Source organism: Salmonella sp. NW1250 (assembly GCF_051812965.1).
GTDB classification, from domain to species: Bacteria; Pseudomonadota; Gammaproteobacteria; order Enterobacterales; family Enterobacteriaceae; genus Salmonella; species Salmonella enterica.
The window spans coordinates 178,884-196,553 of record NZ_JAMNDD010000008.1; the positions used below are offsets into that span (position 1 = coordinate 178,884).

Genomic DNA, 17,670 nt, shown 5'->3' on the forward strand with positions numbered 1-17,670 from the left:
TTATATCTAAATGATGCTTTTTAGCAAGGGTAAAAGCGATTGTTTCTATAAGCCATTAATTTATAAGTTTTTATTTTAAGGTTATAGTTAGCGACGTGTTGCCAGAACACTATCAAAAAACAGTTGCATTTTTACTGATTAACAATCATTATCATTTAAAACTTTAATTTAGATATATCGTATTACTTCACGAAGGCAAAAAATGACGACATCATCCGCACGCTACCCACAGCGTGTTCGTAATGAACTGCGTTTTCGCGAGCTGACCGTTCTGCGGGTAGAACGTATTAGCGCAGGATTTCAGCGGATCGTACTTGGCGGCGAGGCGCTGGACGGTTTCATCTCCCTGGGCTTTGACGATCACACGAAAGTTTTTTTCCCTGAGTCAGGCTGTCGCTTTACGCCCCCGACAGTCACTGAGGAAGGCATTATCTGGGGGGAGGGCGTTCGTCCGGTCTCCAGGGATTACACGCCGCTGTATGACGAGGCGCGTCGCGAGCTGGCGCTGGATTTCTTTATCCACGATGGCGGCGTAGCCAGCCGTTGGGCAATGGAAGCCCGTGAAGGCGATACACTGACGATTGGCGGGCCGCGCGGTTCGCTGGTGGTGCCGGAAGATTATGCCTGTCAGGTTTATGTCTGCGATGAGTCCGGTATGCCTGCGCTACGTCGTCGTCTGGAATCGCTTAGCCGTCTGCCTGCGCGCCCTGCGGTAACCGCGCTGGTGAGCATTCAGGATGCCGCATATCGCGATTATCTCGCCCATTTGACGGATATTACTGTGGAATATGTTGTTGGCGGCGATGAACAGGTAATGCAAACGCGCCTGTCGCAGCTGACAATACCAGAATCGGACTATTTCATCTGGATTACTGGTGAAGGCAAAACGGTAAAACGTTTAAGTCAGTGCTTTGAAAAGGGGTTTGATCCACACCTGGTACGTGCGGCAGCCTATTGGCATCGTAAATAGCGGTATGGGGCGAGCCCTGTCAGAAACAAAAAGGCCACTCGCAAGAGTGGCCTAACTGTATGTATTTACTGATTAAATTTGGTGGCCCCTGCTGGACTTGAACCAGCGACCAAGCGATTATGAGTCGCCTGCTCTAACCACTGAGCTAAGGGGCCGTGGCGGTGGATTATAATGTAACTTTACGCTGTAATCCAGCCGTAACCGTGCGGGTGCTGTTTTTATAAACAATGTGTTTTCAACCCGTTATACTTAAAGTACGTTGTATTGCTCAGGAGTAATAATGGTTAAGGACATACTGGCGCCAGGGCTACGGGTGGTTTTTTGCGGCATCAATCCGGGACTCTCCTCGGCGAATACCGGCTTTCCGTTTGCGCATCCCGCGAATCGTTTTTGGAAAGTTATTCATTTGGCCGGTTTCACCGATCGACAGTTGAAACCGGAAGAGGCGGAAAAATTACTGGATTTTCGCTGCGGGGTAACGAAACTCGTCGATCGACCGACGGTACAAGCGACTGAGGTGAAGTTGCATGAATTACGTAGCGGCGGACGCAACCTGATTGAAAAAATAGAGGACTACCAGCCCGCAGCGCTGGCGGTGCTTGGTAAACAGGCTTTTGAACAGGGATTCAGCCAGCGTGGTATCGCCTGGGGTAAACAAAAGATCGCCATTGGCGCGACGATGGTGTGGGTGTTGCCGAATCCCAGCGGCTTAAACCGAATTAAAACGGAAAAACTGGTCGAGGCCTATCGCGAACTGGATCAAGCGCTCATTATGCGTGGGCTATAGCAATGGGGAATGAGGGCGCGAATACTCGCGCTGTGTAGAAATTCTGCAGGCCAAATAGGGCGCTTGCGCATGGCCTGATAAAAAAACGCCGCCTTGCGGCGGCGTTTATACCTGTACGGCGAATTAATCGTCGAGGAAGCTGCGCAGCACTTCAGAACGGCTCGGGTGGCGCAGTTTACGCAGCGCCTTCGCTTCGATCTGACGGATACGTTCGCGGGTAACATCGAACTGTTTACCCACTTCTTCCAGCGTGTGGTCGGTGTTCATATCGATACCGAAACGCATACGCAGCACTTTCGCTTCACGAGCGGTCAGGCCAGCCAAAACGTCGTGAGTGGCGGCACGCAGGCTCTCGGTAGTGGCAGAGTCCAGCGGCAGCTCGAGGGTGGTATCCTCGATGAAATCACCCAGATGCGAATCTTCATCGTCGCCGATCGGCGTTTCCATGGAGATAGGCTCTTTGGCAATCTTCAGCACCTTACGAATTTTATCTTCCGGCATCAGCATCCGTTCAGCCAGCTCTTCCGGCGTTGGCTCGCGGCCCATCTCTTGCAGCATCTGGCGAGAAATACGGTTGAGCTTGTTGATGGTCTCAATCATATGCACCGGAATACGGATGGTGCGCGCCTGATCCGCGATAGAACGGGTGATCGCCTGACGGATCCACCAGGTTGCGTAGGTGGAGAACTTGTAGCCGCGACGGTATTCAAATTTATCTACCGCTTTCATCAGACCGATGTTGCCTTCCTGAATCAGATCAAGGAACTGCAAGCCACGGTTGGTGTATTTCTTAGCGATAGAAATAACCAGACGTAAGTTCGCTTCAACCATCTCTTTCTTCGCACGGCGGGCTTTCGCTTCCCCGATGGACATTCGACGGTTGATGTCTTTCACCTGTTCGATGGTCAGACCGGTCTCTTCTTCAATCTGCCGCAGTTTTTGCAGACAGCGTTGCACTTCTTCCGCGACATCGTGCAGTTTTTCCGACCACGGTTTGTTCATCGCGATAGCGGCGTTGAACCAGGTTTCGCTGGTTTCGTTACCGGTAAACAGCGTGATAAAGTTCTTCTTCGGCATTTTGCACTGCTCGACGCAGAGCTTCATGATCAAACGTTCCTGGGTACGCACGCGATCCATCATCACGCGCATACTGTTGACCAGATAGTCGAATTGCTTCGGTACCAGACGGAACTGTTTGAACACTTCAGACAGCTTCAGAATCTCTTCCTGCGCGGCAGTATGGCTGCGGCCTTTCGCTTTGATGGTGTCGCGCGTAACGACATATTGCGCGCGCAGCTCAGCGAATTTTTCGCGTGCCAGTTCAGGGTCAATGCTGTTGTCGTCATCGGCGGCGTCATCGTCGCCGTCTTCTTCATCTTCGTCTTCGTCATCATCCAGGTCTTCCTGGGAGAGTTCAGAACCGACGTGAGTTGCGGTCGGCGCCATCTCTTCTTCCGCGTTCGGATCGACAAAGCCGGTGATAAGATCGGACAAACGAGCCTCTTCAGCCTCAACGCGATCGTACTGTTCCAGCAGATAGGTAATGGCTTCCGGGTATTCGGCAACGGAGCATTGAACCTGGTTGATCCCGTCTTCGATACGTTTAGCGATGTCGATTTCGCCTTCCCGGGTCAACAGTTCAACAGTGCCCATTTCACGCATATACATGCGTACCGGGTCAGTCGTACGACCGATTTCAGACTCAACACTGGACAGAACTTGTGCAGCAGCTTCTTCCGCATCTTCATCGGTGCTGGTGGTATTTTCAGCCAGCAGCAGATCATCGGCATCAGGCGCTTCTTCCATTACCTGAATACCCATGTCGTTGATCATTTGGATGATATCTTCAATTTGATCTGAATCGACGATATCTTCCGGCAGATGGTCATTGACCTCAGCATAGGTCAGATAGCCTTGCTCCTTACCACGGGTGACAAGAAGTTTCAGCTGTGACTGCGGGTTTTGCTCCATAAGACGGTATCCACACTTATTCGTTTGATTGGTGTCGACGGTATAGCTGTCGACATTTAAAGCGAGGGCATACTTATATTTTGGCCGCTGCCTCTCACTGCGGCTGTCGGGGGCTTCCCGATCGATATGCGGCATTTAAGCCGTTAAATTCATTTTCTGGCCAGCTCCTGGTTTAACGTCCAGAGCTCTCGGCGTTCTTCGCTGCTTAAACCGTGAGTGCGATCGCGAGCGATCAGCTCTTCTTGTCGCAGTTGCAGCAGCGAATCAAACATATGGTTGAGTGAGTCGGTAAAGGTTTTTTCGGCAATCGCCTTATCTGCTATATCGTCCCACATCGATAATTTTTCAAGGGTCGCAGCATCATTTGTGCCACGGTAGAGTTCCAGAAGTTGTCCGGTAGTAAGACCTGGCTGAGCCAAACAAGTTTTGACCAATTCTTTAAATAAGCCAAGTCCAGGCAGCTTATTCTGAGCCAGCGCGTCTAAGGGCGGCACTAACGGCGCGAGATCCGGATTTTGCACCAGTAATCCTATCAGTATACGCATGGTCGTGCGTTTTAGCTGCGGAGCCGGGCGGGAAACGCCGCTTTCCGCCTGTTTTGGCACTAAACGATCAAGCTGACTATCATCGAAAATGCCTAACTTCAGCCCCAACGTCTGGCGCAGCTGAATACGGTGCGCGTCGCCAGGCACCTGATTAATGAGCGGCAGCGCCAGTGCGGCTAACTGCGTGCTGCCATCCGGCGAGCTTAAATCCACCTGCGGCAGGAGGCTATTAAACAGAAACGTAGAGAGCGGCTGCGCCTGCTCCATCCGCGCTTCAAAAGCCGCCTTGCCTTCTTTACGCACCAGCGTATCCGGGTCTTCGCCGTCAGGTAAAAACATAAAGCGTACCTGCCGACCGTCGGTCATATAAGGCATTGCTGTTTCCAGCGCTCTCCAGGCGGCATCACGGCCAGCCCGGTCGCCGTCGTAACAGCAAATCACGTTGTTCGTCGCCCGGAATAACATATGCATATGGTCTGCCGTGGTTGAGGTACCCAGCGAAGCGACCGCATAGTTAATGTCGTATTGCGCTAGTGCGACGACATCCATATAACCTTCGACCACAAGCAAGCGTTGCGGTTCAGCACTATATTGCTGAGCCTCATAAAGACCATATAGCTGGCGGCCTTTATGGAAAATGTCCGTTTCCGGAGAGTTAAGGTATTTCGGCGTGTCGTTCCCCAGAACTCGGCCGCCAAAACCAATCACCCTGCCGCGTTTGTCCCGAATAGGGAACATGACCCGATTACGGAAACGATCGTAAGTGCTGCCCTGCTCGTTATTGACCAGCATCCCGGCATCCAGCAACAATGCCTTGTTATCGCTGTTATTACCGAAGCGCTTTAACGCGTTATCCCAACCTGGCGGCGCGAAGCCAATGGCGAAACGCTGAATAATTTCAGCGCTCAGACCGCGCTTTTGCAGATAGTCACGCGCAGGTTTTGCCGCAGGATGGGTAAGCGACTGCTGATAAAAGTCATTCAGACCATTCATCAACTGATAGAGGTTTTGCCGTTGATGGCGCTCTATCTGGCTAAGCCCGGTGCCTGCTTCATAGGGAATTTCCAGGTTATGCATGGCCGCTAATTCTTCGACGGTTTCGACAAATTCGAGCTTGTCGTAATTCATCAAAAAGTCGATCGCATTGCCATGCGCGCCGCATCCAAAGCAGTGATAAAACTGTTTTTCACCGTTTACGGTGAAAGAAGGGGTTTTCTCATTATGGAATGGACAACACGCGTGATAGTTCTTGCCCTGTTTCTTGAGTTTTACGCGCACGTCGATCAGATCGACGATATCGGTTCTCGCCAGCAGGTCATTAATGAATACGCGTGGGATTCGTCCAGCCATATGCCCCTTTTATACACGTCATTCTTCAGGCTGCCGTAGTGTTGGCTACGTTCGCTCACCCCTGTCGCTGACTTGTGTAAGCGCCGGGGACTTGCTCTCTTGCCGCCTGGACGCAGCATGAATGATTTTGTGTATATGCTAATGCATAAACGAAAACAAGCCGCGCATTCCTTTCGGAAGCACGGCCTTACAACTACAACTCGATCTGAATTGAGAGCAGCCCGCTCTCAAAAGATTAGTACAGACGAGTACGGCGTGCGTTTTCGCGAGCCAGTTTCTTCGCGTGACGTTTCACTGCAGAAGCTTTAGCGCGCTTACGTTCGGTCGTCGGTTTTTCATAGAACTCACGACGACGAACTTCCGCCAGAACACCTGCTTTTTCGCAGGAACGCTTGAAGCGACGCAGAGCTACGTCGAACGGCTCGTTTTCACGTACTTTAATTACCGGCATGTGCCTCTCACCTTTGATTAATTCGGTTTGCCGCTGGCATCAACGCCAGCTTATTTCAAAATGGTGCGGAATTTTACTGCAATTGCTGCTGCTTTGTAAAGCACCGCGGCCTTTTTTGAACGGGACTTTTATAAGGTGAGGGAGTATACACGAAGTCGGGACTGAGGGTATACATCCACCCGCATTCGACCTACACTGCGCGGTATTAGAGCGAGGTAAAACAAGTCATGCGTGTACTGGGTATTGAAACATCCTGCGATGAAACCGGCATCGCTATTTACGACGACAAAAAGGGTCTGTTAGCCAACCAATTGTATAGTCAGGTGAAATTACATGCTGACTACGGCGGCGTAGTGCCTGAACTGGCTTCCCGCGATCATGTGCGTAAAACCGTGCCGCTGATTCAGGCGGCATTAAAAGAAGCCGGTCTGACGGCGAGCGATATCGACGCGGTGGCCTATACCGCAGGCCCGGGCCTGGTCGGCGCGCTGCTGGTCGGCGCAACCGTCGGGCGTTCGCTGGCATTTGCCTGGAATGTGCCGGCCATTCCTGTACACCATATGGAAGGTCATCTGCTGGCGCCGATGCTGGAAGATAACCCTCCGGAATTCCCGTTTGTGGCGCTACTGGTCTCCGGCGGACATACGCAGCTCATTAGCGTGACCGGAATCGGTCAGTACGAACTGCTGGGAGAGTCGATTGACGATGCTGCCGGTGAAGCGTTTGATAAAACTGCCAAATTGTTGGGGCTGGATTATCCTGGCGGCCCGATGCTGTCGAAAATGGCGTCGCAGGGGACGGCGGGACGTTTTGTCTTTCCGCGCCCGATGACCGATCGCCCGGGACTGGATTTTAGTTTTTCCGGTCTGAAAACCTTTGCCGCTAACACCATTCGTAGTAATGGCGACGACGAACAAACTCGCGCTGATATCGCGCGCGCTTTTGAAGATGCGGTCGTGGATACGCTGATGATCAAGTGCAAGCGCGCGCTGGAAAGCACCGGTTTTAAGCGTCTGGTCATGGCGGGCGGCGTCAGCGCTAACCGCACGCTGCGTGCGAAGCTTGCCGAAATGATGCAAAAACGCCGCGGCGAAGTATTCTATGCGCGTCCGGAGTTTTGTACTGACAACGGGGCGATGATCGCCTATGCCGGAATGGTGCGGTTTAAGGCGGGCGTTACGGCGGATCTTGGCGTAACGGTACGTCCGCGCTGGCCGCTGGCCGAGCTGCCGGCAGCGTAAAAGCGGAGAAAGGGGGCGACATCATGCCGCCCCAACGGGTTTACAGCAAAACGACGGGCATCCACAACAGCCTGGAGACGATCAGCAGCACCAGGAAGATCAGGCCGAAAATCGCGCCTAACCACGCCAATGGTGGAAGGGTGACGCGCGGCGGATTCGATATGTACGCCCATCACCGAGCTATTGCCGGTCAACCCTTGTGAGCCGATCCCCAGACGGTTGAGGCCCTCTTCCAGACGCAGTTCCAGTTCAATCTTTCTGGCGTTTCTTTTTCAGCTTCGTCCAGATTTTCGTCTCCTGGCGACGCCACAGACGCTGGATGTTGTCATGATGGCGCAGCAAAATGAGACATGACAGCATCGACACCGGGAAGGTGAACTGCGGTTTAAACCACCAGACGTAAAACGGCGCAATCAAGGCGCTGACAATCGCCCCTAACGATGAATAACCGCTTAACAGGACCGTCAGCAGCCAGGTGCCAGCCATGACGCCGGTTAAATCCCAGCCGATGGGCGCAATGGCGCCAAACGCGGTTGCTACGCCTTTCCCACCTTTAAAGCCAAAAAAGACCGGCCAGATATGCCCCAGACAGGCGGCGATAGCGATAAGCCCCAGCCAGAAAGGGGTAACGCCTAACGCATACGCGCCCCAGACGGGCAACATGCCTTTAAGGATGTCAAAAATAAGTACCGCGACAGCCGCTCCCTTGCCACCGATTCGTAATACGTTCGTCGCGCCCGGGTTGCCGGAGCCGCTTTCACGCGGATCGGGCAGCCCGGCGATGCGGCAAACCAGAATGGCACTGGAAATTGAGCCGCAGAGGTACGCGAAGAGGATCATTCCAGGCGCGATTGCACTCATAAGCTGTTCCGTATTGAAAGTGTCGTTTTATTTACTATTTCTGTGGATAATACGCACATTTCGCCGGAAGTGGTATCCGGGTTAGCCAAAAAGCAGGCAGGTCGTGATGGATATTGTATTTATAGAGCAACTTTCGGTAATCACCACTATCGGTGTTTACGACTGGGAACAGACTATCGAGCAAAAACTGGTGTTCGATATCGAAATGGCATGGGATAACCGCAAGTCGGCGAAAAGCGATGATGTCGCAGATTGTCTAAGTTACGCGGATATCGCCGACACGGTGATAAATCATGTTGAAGGCGGGCGTTTTGCTCTGGTCGAGCGTGTGGCGGAAGAGGTGGCGGATCTACTGCTTAGCCGATTCAATTCTCCGTGGGTTCGCATCAAACTGAGCAAGCCTGGCGCCGTCGCGCGCGCGGCGAACGTAGGGGTAATTATTGAGCGTGGCAATAATCTGAAATAAAAATAAATAATTTTATATTTTTTAAACCAAACGGTTATATATGGGGTCTTAACGCGAGATCCATTTTTGCAGTGTTTTTCATTTTAGGGGTTTATTGATGAGTGATATGCACTCGCTGCTGATAGCGGCAATTTTGGGTGTGGTCGAAGGATTGACGGAGTTTTTGCCGGTATCCAGCACGGGCCATATGATTATTGTGGGTCATCTGCTGGGGTTTGAAGGCGATACGGCCAAGACATTCGAAGTGGTGATTCAACTTGGATCTATTCTGGCGGTCGTGGTGATGTTCTGGCGGCGGTTGTTTGGCCTCATCGGTATTCACTTTGGCCGCCCGCTACAGCGTGAAGGTGAAAGTAAAGGTCGATTAACGTTGATTCACATCCTGCTGGGCATGATTCCGGCGGTGGTGCTGGGGTTAGTCTTTCATGACACGATCAAGTCGCTATTTAACCCAATTAACGTGATGTACGCGCTGGTGGTAGGCGGTCTGTTGCTGATTGCCGCCGAGTGCCTGAAGCCGAAAGAACCGCGCGCGCCGGGGCTGGATGATATGACGTATCGTCAGGCGTTTATGATTGGCTGTTTCCAGTGTCTGGCGCTGTGGCCGGGCTTCTCGCGTTCCGGAGCGACCATTTCCGGTGGGATGCTGATGGGCGTCAGCCGTTACGCCGCCTCTGAGTTCTCGTTCTTACTGGCTGTGCCGATGATGATGGGCGCAACGGTTCTGGATCTCTACAAAAGTTGGTCATTCCTGACCGCAGCGGATATTCCGATGTTCGCAGTGGGCTTTGTGACGGCGTTTGTGGTGGCGCTGATCGCCATCAAGACCTTCCTGCAACTGATTAAGCGTATCTCGTTTATTCCGTTTGCGATTTACCGCTTTGTGGTGGCGGCTGCCGTTTACGTCGTCTTCTTCTGATGATTGACCGTGCCGGATGGCGGCGTACCGCCTTGTCCGGCCTAACTGTTTTGTCGGTCTGATAAGCGCAGCGCCATCAGGCAATTTATCGTGCCGGATGGCGTTTAGCTGGCGGGGTTCGGGCAGCGCTTCTCTTTCCAGTTGGCGACCGCTGCAATTCGTCGCTTCGTCAGCTCCTCGCGAATCTCAATGCCCTTAAATCCGGCCTCCACCACCTCTTTCGTCGGTACCGCCTGCGCCACCTGCCAGGCTTCGCGCAGCCAGCGCCCCTGCGGGTAATCCGACGCTTCAAATCCGGTACGTCCACGGACATCGGCTTCGCTGGTCAGCGCAATCTGCTCGACGCGCTGCGGTTTACGCCATGCATCAATGGCGTCAAACAGCTTAACGATCGTTTTCGGCTGGAGTATCGGAAAGGTGTGGATCAGATCATGGTATTCGGCGACCAGTTTAGCTAAATCACGCAGGTCATTGGGGACGCGCAAACGCTGGCATAACTGTTCGACCAGTTTCACGCCCGCCGGGCCGTGGCCATGATGGCGCGGCCAGAGGTTTTTCGGCGTTAAGCCTTTGCCCAGATCATGACAAAGCGTGGCGAAACGGACATCAAGCTGCGGACTGAGCATGGCGGCCATCGACAACGTCATCAGCGTATGAACTCCGGTATCAATTTCCGGATGCCACTTTGCCGGCGCGGGCACGCCAAACAGGGCGTCGATTTCCGGAAACAGGACGCGCAGGGCGCCGCAGTCGCGCAATACCTGGAAGTAAACCTGCGGATTGCGGGTGGTAAGCGCATTTTCCGTCTCTTTCCATACCCGTTCCGGCGTCAGATGTTCCAGCTCGCCTGCTGCGGTCATGTCGCGCATTAGCGCCAGTGTTTCATCGGCGATACGGAAACTAAGATGAGCGTAACGGGCGGCAAAACGCGCCACGCGCAATACGCGCAAGGGATCTTCGCCAAACGCGGGAGAGACATGGCGCAGTAGACGCGCCTCCAGATCCCGGCGCCCGTGGTAAGGGTCGATAATCTGGCCGTCATCGTCGCGCGCCAGAGCATTAATGGTCAGATCGCGACGCTGGAGATCGGCTTCCAGGGTAACGTCCGGCGCGGCATAACAGGTGAAGCCCGTGTAGCCGGAACCGGATTTACGCTCAGTACGCGCCAGCGCGTATTCTTCGTGAGTTTGCGGGTGGAGAAACACAGGAAAATCACGGCCTACCTGCTGGTAGCCCGCATCAAGCATCTCCTGCGGCGTGGCGCCGACAACGACCCAATCTTTATCTTTAACCGGTAGCCCTAACAACGCATCCCGAACCGCACCACCGACCAGATAAATCTTCACGCCACTTTCCTTTTAAAAACGATCATCCTCTAATGATAAGACAGTGCCGCAGAGAAGGCGATTTAGTTCATCCAGCGGTCTTTGCGTTTACGGCTTGGGATCATATGCGGCAGCACCAGCCCTAACAGCAAGCCAATACCCAATACGCCGCCGCCATACATAAACCACTGCATAATAATGGTGCGCTGTTTGTCATCCAGTTGCAGATTCGCGGCACTAACTTTTTTCTGCGCGACAATCAGCTCGTTTTTCAGCTTCTGGTTCTCTTCTTTTAGCCCGTTGATGACGCTGTCGCTTTGCGCCACTTTCTGCTGCATATCGGCGGTGCGCTGATTCCACGTGGTATCAATATTGTTGAGTTTATCGGTTAACGTTTTGACCTGATTTTCCAGATCCGGCACGCGGGTACGCAGGCTTGGCGTGGTATTCAGTTCTTTTAACGGTATCCAGGCAGTACGACCAGAACTGTCTTTAATTTGACCATAGTTGGCATCGCTCTGTAAGAGCGTGACTTCCTCGCCGGCGTTGACGGTACCCACAAGGCGATAATTATCTCCCGGACCGCTGCGGACCCAGGTATTCAGTTCATCAGAAACGTAACGCGTCTCTTCAGCATGAGAGACGGCGGTGGCGCTAAGCGCAAGTAAAGTTAGTCCAATCAGGCGTAATTTTGGCATCAGGCTGTCGTTATTGTCAGAGAAAGTGGAACGATAGTAACGGCATCAGTGTCGCTACGCAAAGTAGTCGACATCAATCGGAATCATCTGTGTCGCCTTTGCCGCTACGTCAAACTTTTACGCCCGTCAAATTGCTCGTTGCATGGCAATTTGGCGCAAAATACTATCTACTGACAAAAATAATGCGGGTAAGTTCGCCAAGAATCTTCCCAGATGTGACATAACCCATAAGTACAAGGCCATGGCTCAGGAAATCGAATTAAAGTTTATTGTCAATCACGACGCCGTAGATGCGCTGCGAAATCATCTTCATACGCTCGGCGGCGAGCATCATGCGCCCAGCCAGTTGCTGAATATCTACTTCGAAACGCCTGATAACTGGCTACGCCGCCATGATATGGGGCTGCGTATTCGTGGTGAAAATGGGCGCTATGAAATGACCATGAAAATTGCCGGCCGGGTAACGGGCGGGCTGCACCAGCGACCCGAATACAATGTCGCGCTAAGCGAACCCGTGCTGGATCTGACGCAACTTCCGGCGGAGGTCTGGCCGGATGGCAACCTGCCCGCCGGCCTGGCATCAAGCGTACAGCCGCTGTTCAGTACCGATTTTTACCGGGAAAAATGGTGTCTGGACGTTGACGGCAGCAGGATTGAAATTGCGCTCGATCTCGGCGACGTAAAAGCGGGCGAGTTTGCCGAACCGATTTGTGAGCTGGAGCTTGAGTTGCTTCGCGGCGATACGCGCGCCGTGTTAAAACTGGCGAAGCAACTGCTGTCGCAAACCGGTTTGCGTCAGGGCAGTCTGAGTAAGGCGGCGCGAGGTTATCACCTGGCGCAGGGGAATGCGCCGCGAGAGAATACACCAACGGCAATTCTGCGGACTGCCGCGAAAGCCACGGTAGAGCAAGGGCTGGAGGCCTCGCTGGATCTGGCGTTGTCACAGTGGCAGTACCATGAAGAGCTCTGGCTGCGCGGCGACGAGTCGGCGAAAGAACACGTGCTGGATGCTATGGGATTAGTGCGCCATGCCTTAATGCTTTTTGGTGGCATTGTTCCGCGTAAAGCGAGCACTCACTTACGTGATCTACTTACCCAGGCGGAAGCGACGATGACATCCGCGGTGTCCGCCGTCACAGCCGTTTATAGTACGCAAACGGCGATGGCGAAACTGGCATTGACGGAATGGCTGGTGACGAAAGCCTGGCAGCCATTTCTGGACGCGAAGGCGCAGGCCAAAATGGCCGATTCTTTTAAGCGTTTCGCCGACATTCATCTTTCTCGTCATGCTGCTGAGTTAAAAAAAGTTTTTGGACAACCGCTGGGTGACAAGTATCGCGACCAGTTGCCGCGTTTGACTCGCGATATTGACAGCGTTTTACTGCTGGCCGGGTATTATGATGCGATGGTCGCGCAGGCATGGCTGGAGAACTGGCAGGGATTGCGTCACGCTATTATTACCGGGCAACGTATTGAAATTGAACATTTCCGTAATGAGGCCATTAACCAGCAGCCGTTCTGGTTGCACAGCGGAAAACGATAATCAGAACCGTAGAAAGCGCCTGATGACGCTGCGCTTATCAGGCTTACGGTATGCGGACTTGTAGGCCGGGTCAGGCGAAATGCCGCCATCCGGCATTATTTAAAGGATATCCCCTAAATGACGCCGCTCTCTTCACCCTTATCGCAGTACTGGCAGACCGTTGTTGAGCGCCTACCAGAAGGATTTACTGAGACATCGCTTAGCGTGCAGGCGAAGTCAGTACTTACATTTAGCGATTTTGCGCTGGATAGCGTGATAGCGCATCCGGAGTGGCTTGCCGAACTGGAATCCGCATCGCCGCAGGCTGATGAATGGCGACATTATGCTGGCTGGTTACAGGAGGCGTTGGCAGGTGTCTGTGACGACGCCTCGCTGATGCGTGAACTGAGGTTTTTTCGTCGTCGCATCATGGTACGCATCGCCTGGGCGCAGACGCTGTCGCTGGTGGACGATGAGACTATTTTACAACAGTTGAGCCATCTGGCGGAGACGCTCATTGTGGGGGCGCGCGACTGGCTGTATGCCGCCTGTTGCCGCGAATGGGGAACCCCCTGTAACCCGCAGGGCGTTCCGCAGCCGCTGTTGATTTTAGGCATGGGCAAGCTGGGCGGCGGCGAACTGAATTTTTCGTCTGATATCGATCTGATTTTCGCCTGGCCGGAACATGGCGAGACCCGGGGCGGGCGTCGTGAACTCGATAACGCCCAGTTTTTTACGCGTCTCGGGCAGCGGCTGATCAAAGCGCTGGATCAGCCCACAATGGATGGTTTTGTCTATCGGGTGGACATGCGCCTGCGACCGTTTGGCGACAGCGGCCCGCTGGTACTGAGTTTTGCCGCGCTGGAGGAGTACTATCAGGAGCAAGGACGCGACTGGGAACGCTACGCCATGGTGAAAGCGCGGCTAATGGGCGATAACGACGACGCCTGGTCTCGTGAATTACGCGCCATGCTGCGGCCTTTCGTTTTCCGCCGCTATATCGATTTCAGCGTCATCCAGTCGCTACGTAATATGAAAGGGATGATCGCCCGCGAAGTGCGACGCCGCGGTTTGAAGGACAACATTAAACTTGGCGCGGGCGGTATTCGGGAAATTGAGTTTATCGTGCAGGTATTCCAGCTCATCCGCGGCGGACGCGAGCCGTCGCTACAGTCGCGTTCGTTACTGCCGACGCTGGATGCTATCGCTGCGCTGCATTTGCTGCCTGAGAATGACGTGGCGCAACTGCGCGTGGCCTATCTTTTTCTACGTCGTCTGGAGAATCTGCTGCAAAGCATCAATGACGAACAGACGCAAACGTTGCCTGCCGACGATCTGAATCGGGCGCGGCTGGCCTGGGGAATGAAGGCGGAGAACTGGCCGCAGCTTGTTGGCGAACTGACGGATCATATGGCTAATGTACGCCGCGTATTCAACGAATTAATTGGCGATGATGAAGCCGATACCCCGCAGGAGGAAGAACGTTCAGAGCCGTGGCGTGAAGTATGGCAGGATGCGCTACAGGAGGATGATTCGACGCCAGTGCTGGCGCATTTAGCCGATGAGGATCGGCGACAAGTTCTGACCCTCATCGCTGACTTCCGTAAGGAACTGGATAAACGCCCTATCGGCCCGCGCGGGCGGCAAGTGCTGGACCAACTGATGCCGCACCTGCTTGCTGATGTCTGTTCTCGCGAAGACGCCGCTGTTACGCTATCGCGGATAACGCCCTTGCTGGCGGGGATTGTCACTCGCACCACCTATCTGGAGCTGCTGAGCGAATTTCCCGGCGCGCTGAAACACCTGATTATGCTCTGCGCCGCTTCGCCAATGATAGCGAGCCAACTGGCGCGTTATCCGTTGTTGCTTGATGAACTGCTCGACCCCGGCACGCTTTATCAGCCGACGGCTACCGACGCTTACCGCGACGAATTACGCCAATATTTACTGCGCGTGCCGGAAGAAGACGAAGAACAACAACTGGAGGCATTACGCCAGTTTAAACAGGCACAGCTTTTGCGGATTGCGGCGGCGGATATTGCCGGTACGCTGCCGGTGATGAAAGTGAGCGATCACCTCACATGGCTGGCGGAGGCGATGATTGATGCTGTGGTGCAGCAGGCGTGGACGCAAATGGTTGCGCGTTATGGTCAGCCAGCGCATCTGTATGAACGCCAGGGGCGGGGGTTTGCGGTTGTCGGTTATGGCAAGTTGGGCGGATGGGAGCTGGGCTACAGTTCCGATCTGGATCTCATCTTCCTGCATGACTGTCCGATGGACGTCATGACCAACGGCGAACGCGAAATCGACGGGCGGCAGTTTTATCTGCGCCTGGCGCAGCGCATTATGCATCTGTTCAGTACGCGCACCTCCTCCGGCATTTTGTATGAGGTGGATGCGCGTCTACGTCCCTCTGGCGCGGCGGGAATGCTGGTGACTTCAGCGGACGCGTTTGCCGATTATCAGCAGCATGAAGCCTGGACCTGGGAACATCAGGCGTTGGTACGCGCTCGCGTGGTATATGGCGACCCGCAGCTTACCTCACAGTTTGATACGGTGCGCCGCACTATCATGACGACGGCGCGCGACGGCAAGACATTGCAGACTGAAGTGCGTGAAATGCGCGAGAAAATGCGGGCGCATCTCGGCAATAAGCATCGTGATCGTTTTGATATTAAAGCTGATGAAGGCGGTATTACGGATATTGAGTTTATCGCGCAATATCTGGTACTGCGCTACGCTCATGAAAAACCTAAATTAACGCGCTGGTCTGATAACGTGCGCATCCTGGAGCTTCTGGCGCAAAACGGCATTATGGATGATCACGAGGCGCAGGCGTTGACGGTAGCCTACACCACACTGCGTGATGAACTGCACCACCTGGCGTTGCAGGAGCTTCCCGGTCATGTGGCGCAGACGTGTTTTAGCAAAGAGCGCGCGCTGGTGCAGGCAAGCTGGCGGAAGTGGCTGGTAGCCGTTTGAATTATGCTATTATCGCGCGCAAATTTTGAATCTCTCAGGAGACAGGAATGAAAGTAAATCTGCCAGCGTTTGAACGTGCAGGCGTCATGGTTGTGGGTGATGTAATGCTGGATCGCTATTGGTATGGCCCCACTTGCCGTATTTCACCGGAAGCGCCGGTGCCCGTGGTTAAGGTAAATACCGTTGAGGAACGCCCGGGCGGCGCGGCGAACGTGGCGATGAACATTGCGTCTCTGGGAGCGAACGCCCGTCTGGTCGGCCTGACGGGTATTGATGACGCCGCGCGCGCGCTGAGCAAAACGTTGGCAGAGGTCAATGTGAAGTGCGACTTCGTTTCTGTGCCGACGCATCCGACGATTACCAAACTGCGCGTGCTATCACGTAATCAGCAGCTCATTCGTCTTGATTTTGAAGAAGGCTTTGAGGGCGTGGACCCACAGCCGTTGCATGAGCGTATCAACCAGGCGCTGGGATCGATCGGCGCGCTGGTATTGTCCGATTATGCCAAAGGCGCTCTGACCAGCGTGCAGACTATGATTTCCCTGGCGCGCCAGGCGGGCGTGCCGGTGCTCATCGATCCGAAAGGAACGGATTTTGAACGTTACCGCGGCGCCACGCTGCTGACGCCAAACCTTTCTGAATTCGAGGCGGTCGCGGGGAAATGTAAAAGCGAAGACGAACTGGTTGAACGTGGCATGAAACTCATTGCCGATTACGACCTTTCCGCGCTGTTGGTCACGCGTTCCGAACAGGGAATGACGCTGCTGCAACCGAATAAAGCGCCGCTACATATGCCGACGCAGGCGCAGGAAGTTTATGATGTTACCGGTGCGGGCGATACGGTGATCGGCGTGCTGGCGGCGACGCTGGCGGCGGGAAATACCCTGGAAGAGGCGTGTTATTTCGCCAATGCGGCGGCGGGCGTAGTGGTAGGTAAACTCGGGACGTCAACGGTTTCCCCTATTGAGCTGGAAAACGCAGTGCGCGGACGCGCGGATACCGGCTTCGGCGTTATGACCGAAGAGGAGTTGAGACAGGCCGTCGCCAGCGCGCGTAAGCGTGGCGAGAAAGTGGTCATGACCAACGGCGTTTTCGATATTCTGCACGCGGGCCACGTCTCTTATCTGGCGAACGCGCGCAAACTGGGCGACCGCCTGATTGTTGCGGTCAATAGTGACGCCTCGACTAAACGTCTGAAAGGCGAAAGCCGTCCGGTTAATCCGCTCGAACAGCGTATGATCGTGCTGGGCGCGCTGGAGTCAGTCGACTGGGTTGTCTCTTTTGAAGAGGATACGCCGCAACGACTGATTGCCGGTATTCTGCCGGATCTGCTGGTAAAAGGCGGCGACTATAAGCCGGAAGAGATCGCGGGCAGCGAAGAGGTCTGGGCCAACGGCGGCGAAGTCATGGTGCTGAACTTCGAAGATGGTTGTTCCACGACCAATATCATCAAAAAGATCCAGACCGAGAGCGAGAAGTAAAACCGCGACATCAGGCGTTACAGACGCGGCGGGCGCTGATTTTGAAGGCGCGTCGGACATTTTGTTTCGACGCGTATCTCGCGGTTGACGCTGCTTTTTTT

Annotated in this window: 14 protein-coding genes, 1 tRNA gene and 1 pseudogene; 8 read left to right on the top strand and 8 right to left on the bottom strand. The window is 54.0% G+C overall.

Features of this window, described 5'->3' with window-relative positions:
• Nucleotides 1-202 precede the first annotated feature (202 nt).
• Nucleotides 203-970 (top strand): siderophore-interacting protein, encoded by a 768-nt coding sequence (locus NBA72_RS15570; protein WP_042948728.1) that lies wholly within the window; start codon nt 203-205, stop codon nt 968-970.
• A gap of 79 nt (nt 971-1,049) precedes the next feature.
• Here NBA72_RS15570 and NBA72_RS15575 read toward each other — a convergent pair.
• A tRNA-Ile gene (locus tag NBA72_RS15575) sits at nt 1,050-1,125 on the bottom strand.
• Nucleotides 1,126-1,250: 125 nt separating this feature from the next.
• On the opposite strand from NBA72_RS15575, the gene mug reads away from it, so the two are divergent.
• Complete coding sequence (gene mug / locus NBA72_RS15580; protein WP_000237776.1) at nt 1,251-1,757, top strand: G/U mismatch-specific DNA glycosylase; 507 nt, start codon at nt 1,251-1,253, stop codon at nt 1,755-1,757.
• 123 nt (nt 1,758-1,880) lie between these two features.
• Here the strand turns inward: mug and rpoD are convergent, their stop codons facing one another.
• The 3 genes from rpoD to rpsU all read right to left on the bottom strand — a co-directional run bounded on the left by rpoD (nt 1,881) and on the right by rpsU (nt 6,074).
• On the bottom strand, nt 1,881-3,863 hold the full coding sequence (gene rpoD / locus NBA72_RS15585) for an RNA polymerase sigma factor RpoD (RefSeq protein WP_071786050.1): 1,983 nt from the start codon (nt 3,861-3,863) through the stop codon (nt 1,881-1,883).
• 14 nt (nt 3,864-3,877) lie between these two features.
• Entirely contained in the window at nt 3,878-5,623 is a 1,746-nt protein-coding gene (dnaG, locus tag NBA72_RS15590; protein WP_042948731.1) for a DNA primase, read from the bottom strand.
• Between the two features lie 235 nt (nt 5,624-5,858).
• Nucleotides 5,859-6,074: a 30S ribosomal protein S21 gene (gene rpsU, locus NBA72_RS15595; RefSeq protein ID WP_001144069.1), complete on the bottom strand. Its 216-nt coding sequence runs from the start codon at nt 6,072-6,074 to the stop codon at nt 5,859-5,861.
• 227 nt (nt 6,075-6,301) lie between these two features.
• Between rpsU and tsaD the strand changes: the two genes are divergently transcribed.
• The gene (tsaD, locus tag NBA72_RS15600; protein ID WP_001264391.1) at nt 6,302-7,315 is read left to right on the top strand and encodes a tRNA (adenosine(37)-N6)-threonylcarbamoyltransferase complex transferase subunit TsaD; all 1,014 of its coding nucleotides are present in this window, start codon (nt 6,302-6,304) and stop codon (nt 7,313-7,315) included.
• Between the two features lie 122 nt (nt 7,316-7,437).
• On the opposite strand, the pseudogene NBA72_RS15605 reads toward tsaD, so the two are convergent.
• Together NBA72_RS15605 and plsY are read right to left on the bottom strand one after the other, a co-directional pair.
• A pseudogene (locus NBA72_RS15605) lies at nt 7,438-7,581 on the bottom strand (fumarate hydratase); the annotation flags it as partial.
• Complete coding sequence (gene plsY, locus NBA72_RS15610; protein ID WP_001272784.1) at nt 7,565-8,176, bottom strand: glycerol-3-phosphate 1-O-acyltransferase PlsY; 612 nt, start codon at nt 8,174-8,176, stop codon at nt 7,565-7,567. The gene plsY and the pseudogene NBA72_RS15605, both read right to left, overlap by 17 nt.
• Before the next feature lie 106 nt (nt 8,177-8,282).
• Here plsY and folB point away from each other — a divergent pair, with 106 nt between their 5' ends.
• The gene (gene folB / locus NBA72_RS15615; RefSeq protein WP_000355776.1) at nt 8,283-8,642 is read left to right on the top strand and encodes a bifunctional dihydroneopterin aldolase/7,8-dihydroneopterin epimerase; all 360 of its coding nucleotides are present in this window, start codon (nt 8,283-8,285) and stop codon (nt 8,640-8,642) included.
• Nucleotides 8,643-8,739: 97 nt separating this feature from the next.
• Nucleotides 8,740-9,561, top strand: coding sequence for an undecaprenyl-diphosphate phosphatase (gene bacA, locus NBA72_RS15620; protein WP_001281933.1), 822 nt, complete (start codon nt 8,740-8,742; stop codon nt 9,559-9,561).
• A 104-nt stretch (nt 9,562-9,665) separates the two neighbouring features.
• Here the strand turns inward: bacA and NBA72_RS15625 are convergent, their stop codons facing one another.
• Together NBA72_RS15625 and NBA72_RS15630 are read right to left on the bottom strand one after the other, a co-directional pair.
• The gene (locus NBA72_RS15625) at nt 9,666-10,907 is read right to left on the bottom strand and encodes a multifunctional CCA addition/repair protein (RefSeq protein WP_023206363.1); all 1,242 of its coding nucleotides are present in this window, start codon (nt 10,905-10,907) and stop codon (nt 9,666-9,668) included.
• A gap of 62 nt (nt 10,908-10,969) precedes the next feature.
• Nucleotides 10,970-11,584 (bottom strand): TIGR04211 family SH3 domain-containing protein, encoded by a 615-nt coding sequence (locus tag NBA72_RS15630; protein WP_001125344.1) that lies wholly within the window; start codon nt 11,582-11,584, stop codon nt 10,970-10,972.
• Between the two features lie 241 nt (nt 11,585-11,825).
• Here NBA72_RS15630 and NBA72_RS15635 point away from each other — a divergent pair, with 241 nt between their 5' ends.
• The 3 genes from NBA72_RS15635 (at nt 11,826) to hldE (ending at nt 17,569) form a co-directional block, all read left to right on the top strand.
• Nucleotides 11,826-13,127: a CYTH domain-containing protein gene (locus tag NBA72_RS15635; RefSeq protein ID WP_042948737.1), complete on the top strand. Its 1,302-nt coding sequence runs from the start codon at nt 11,826-11,828 to the stop codon at nt 13,125-13,127.
• A 117-nt stretch (nt 13,128-13,244) separates the two neighbouring features.
• A complete protein-coding gene (gene glnE, locus NBA72_RS15640; protein WP_042948739.1) occupies nt 13,245-16,088 on the top strand; it encodes a bifunctional [glutamate--ammonia ligase]-adenylyl-L-tyrosine phosphorylase/[glutamate--ammonia-ligase] adenylyltransferase in 2,844 nt (947 codons plus the stop codon).
• 47 nt (nt 16,089-16,135) lie between these two features.
• Complete coding sequence (hldE, locus tag NBA72_RS15645) at nt 16,136-17,569, top strand: bifunctional D-glycero-beta-D-manno-heptose-7-phosphate kinase/D-glycero-beta-D-manno-heptose 1-phosphate adenylyltransferase HldE (protein WP_000867682.1); 1,434 nt, start codon at nt 16,136-16,138, stop codon at nt 17,567-17,569.
• Nucleotides 17,570-17,670 lie beyond the last annotated feature (101 nt).

Coding starts and splice junctions, on each gene's coding strand:
- NBA72_RS15570 (WP_042948728.1), top strand. CDS start 203: ATGACGACATCATCCGCACGCTACCCACAGCGTGTTCGTAATGAACTG.
- mug (WP_000237776.1), top strand. CDS start 1,251: ATGGTTAAGGACATACTGGCGCCAGGGCTACGGGTGGTTTTTTGCGGC.
- rpoD (WP_071786050.1), bottom strand. CDS start 3,863: ATGCCGCATATCGATCGGGAAGCCCCCGACAGCCGCAGTGAGAGGCAG.
- dnaG (WP_042948731.1), bottom strand. CDS start 5,623: ATGGCTGGACGAATCCCACGCGTATTCATTAATGACCTGCTGGCGAGA.
- rpsU (WP_001144069.1), bottom strand. CDS start 6,074: ATGCCGGTAATTAAAGTACGTGAAAACGAGCCGTTCGACGTAGCTCTG.
- tsaD (WP_001264391.1), top strand. CDS start 6,302: ATGCGTGTACTGGGTATTGAAACATCCTGCGATGAAACCGGCATCGCT.
- plsY (WP_001272784.1), bottom strand. CDS start 8,176: ATGAGTGCAATCGCGCCTGGAATGATCCTCTTCGCGTACCTCTGCGGC.
- folB (WP_000355776.1), top strand. CDS start 8,283: ATGGATATTGTATTTATAGAGCAACTTTCGGTAATCACCACTATCGGT.
- bacA (WP_001281933.1), top strand. CDS start 8,740: ATGAGTGATATGCACTCGCTGCTGATAGCGGCAATTTTGGGTGTGGTC.
- NBA72_RS15630 (WP_001125344.1), bottom strand. CDS start 11,584: ATGCCAAAATTACGCCTGATTGGACTAACTTTACTTGCGCTTAGCGCC.
- NBA72_RS15635 (WP_042948737.1), top strand. CDS start 11,826: ATGGCTCAGGAAATCGAATTAAAGTTTATTGTCAATCACGACGCCGTA.
- glnE (WP_042948739.1), top strand. CDS start 13,245: ATGACGCCGCTCTCTTCACCCTTATCGCAGTACTGGCAGACCGTTGTT.
- hldE (WP_000867682.1), top strand. CDS start 16,136: ATGAAAGTAAATCTGCCAGCGTTTGAACGTGCAGGCGTCATGGTTGTG.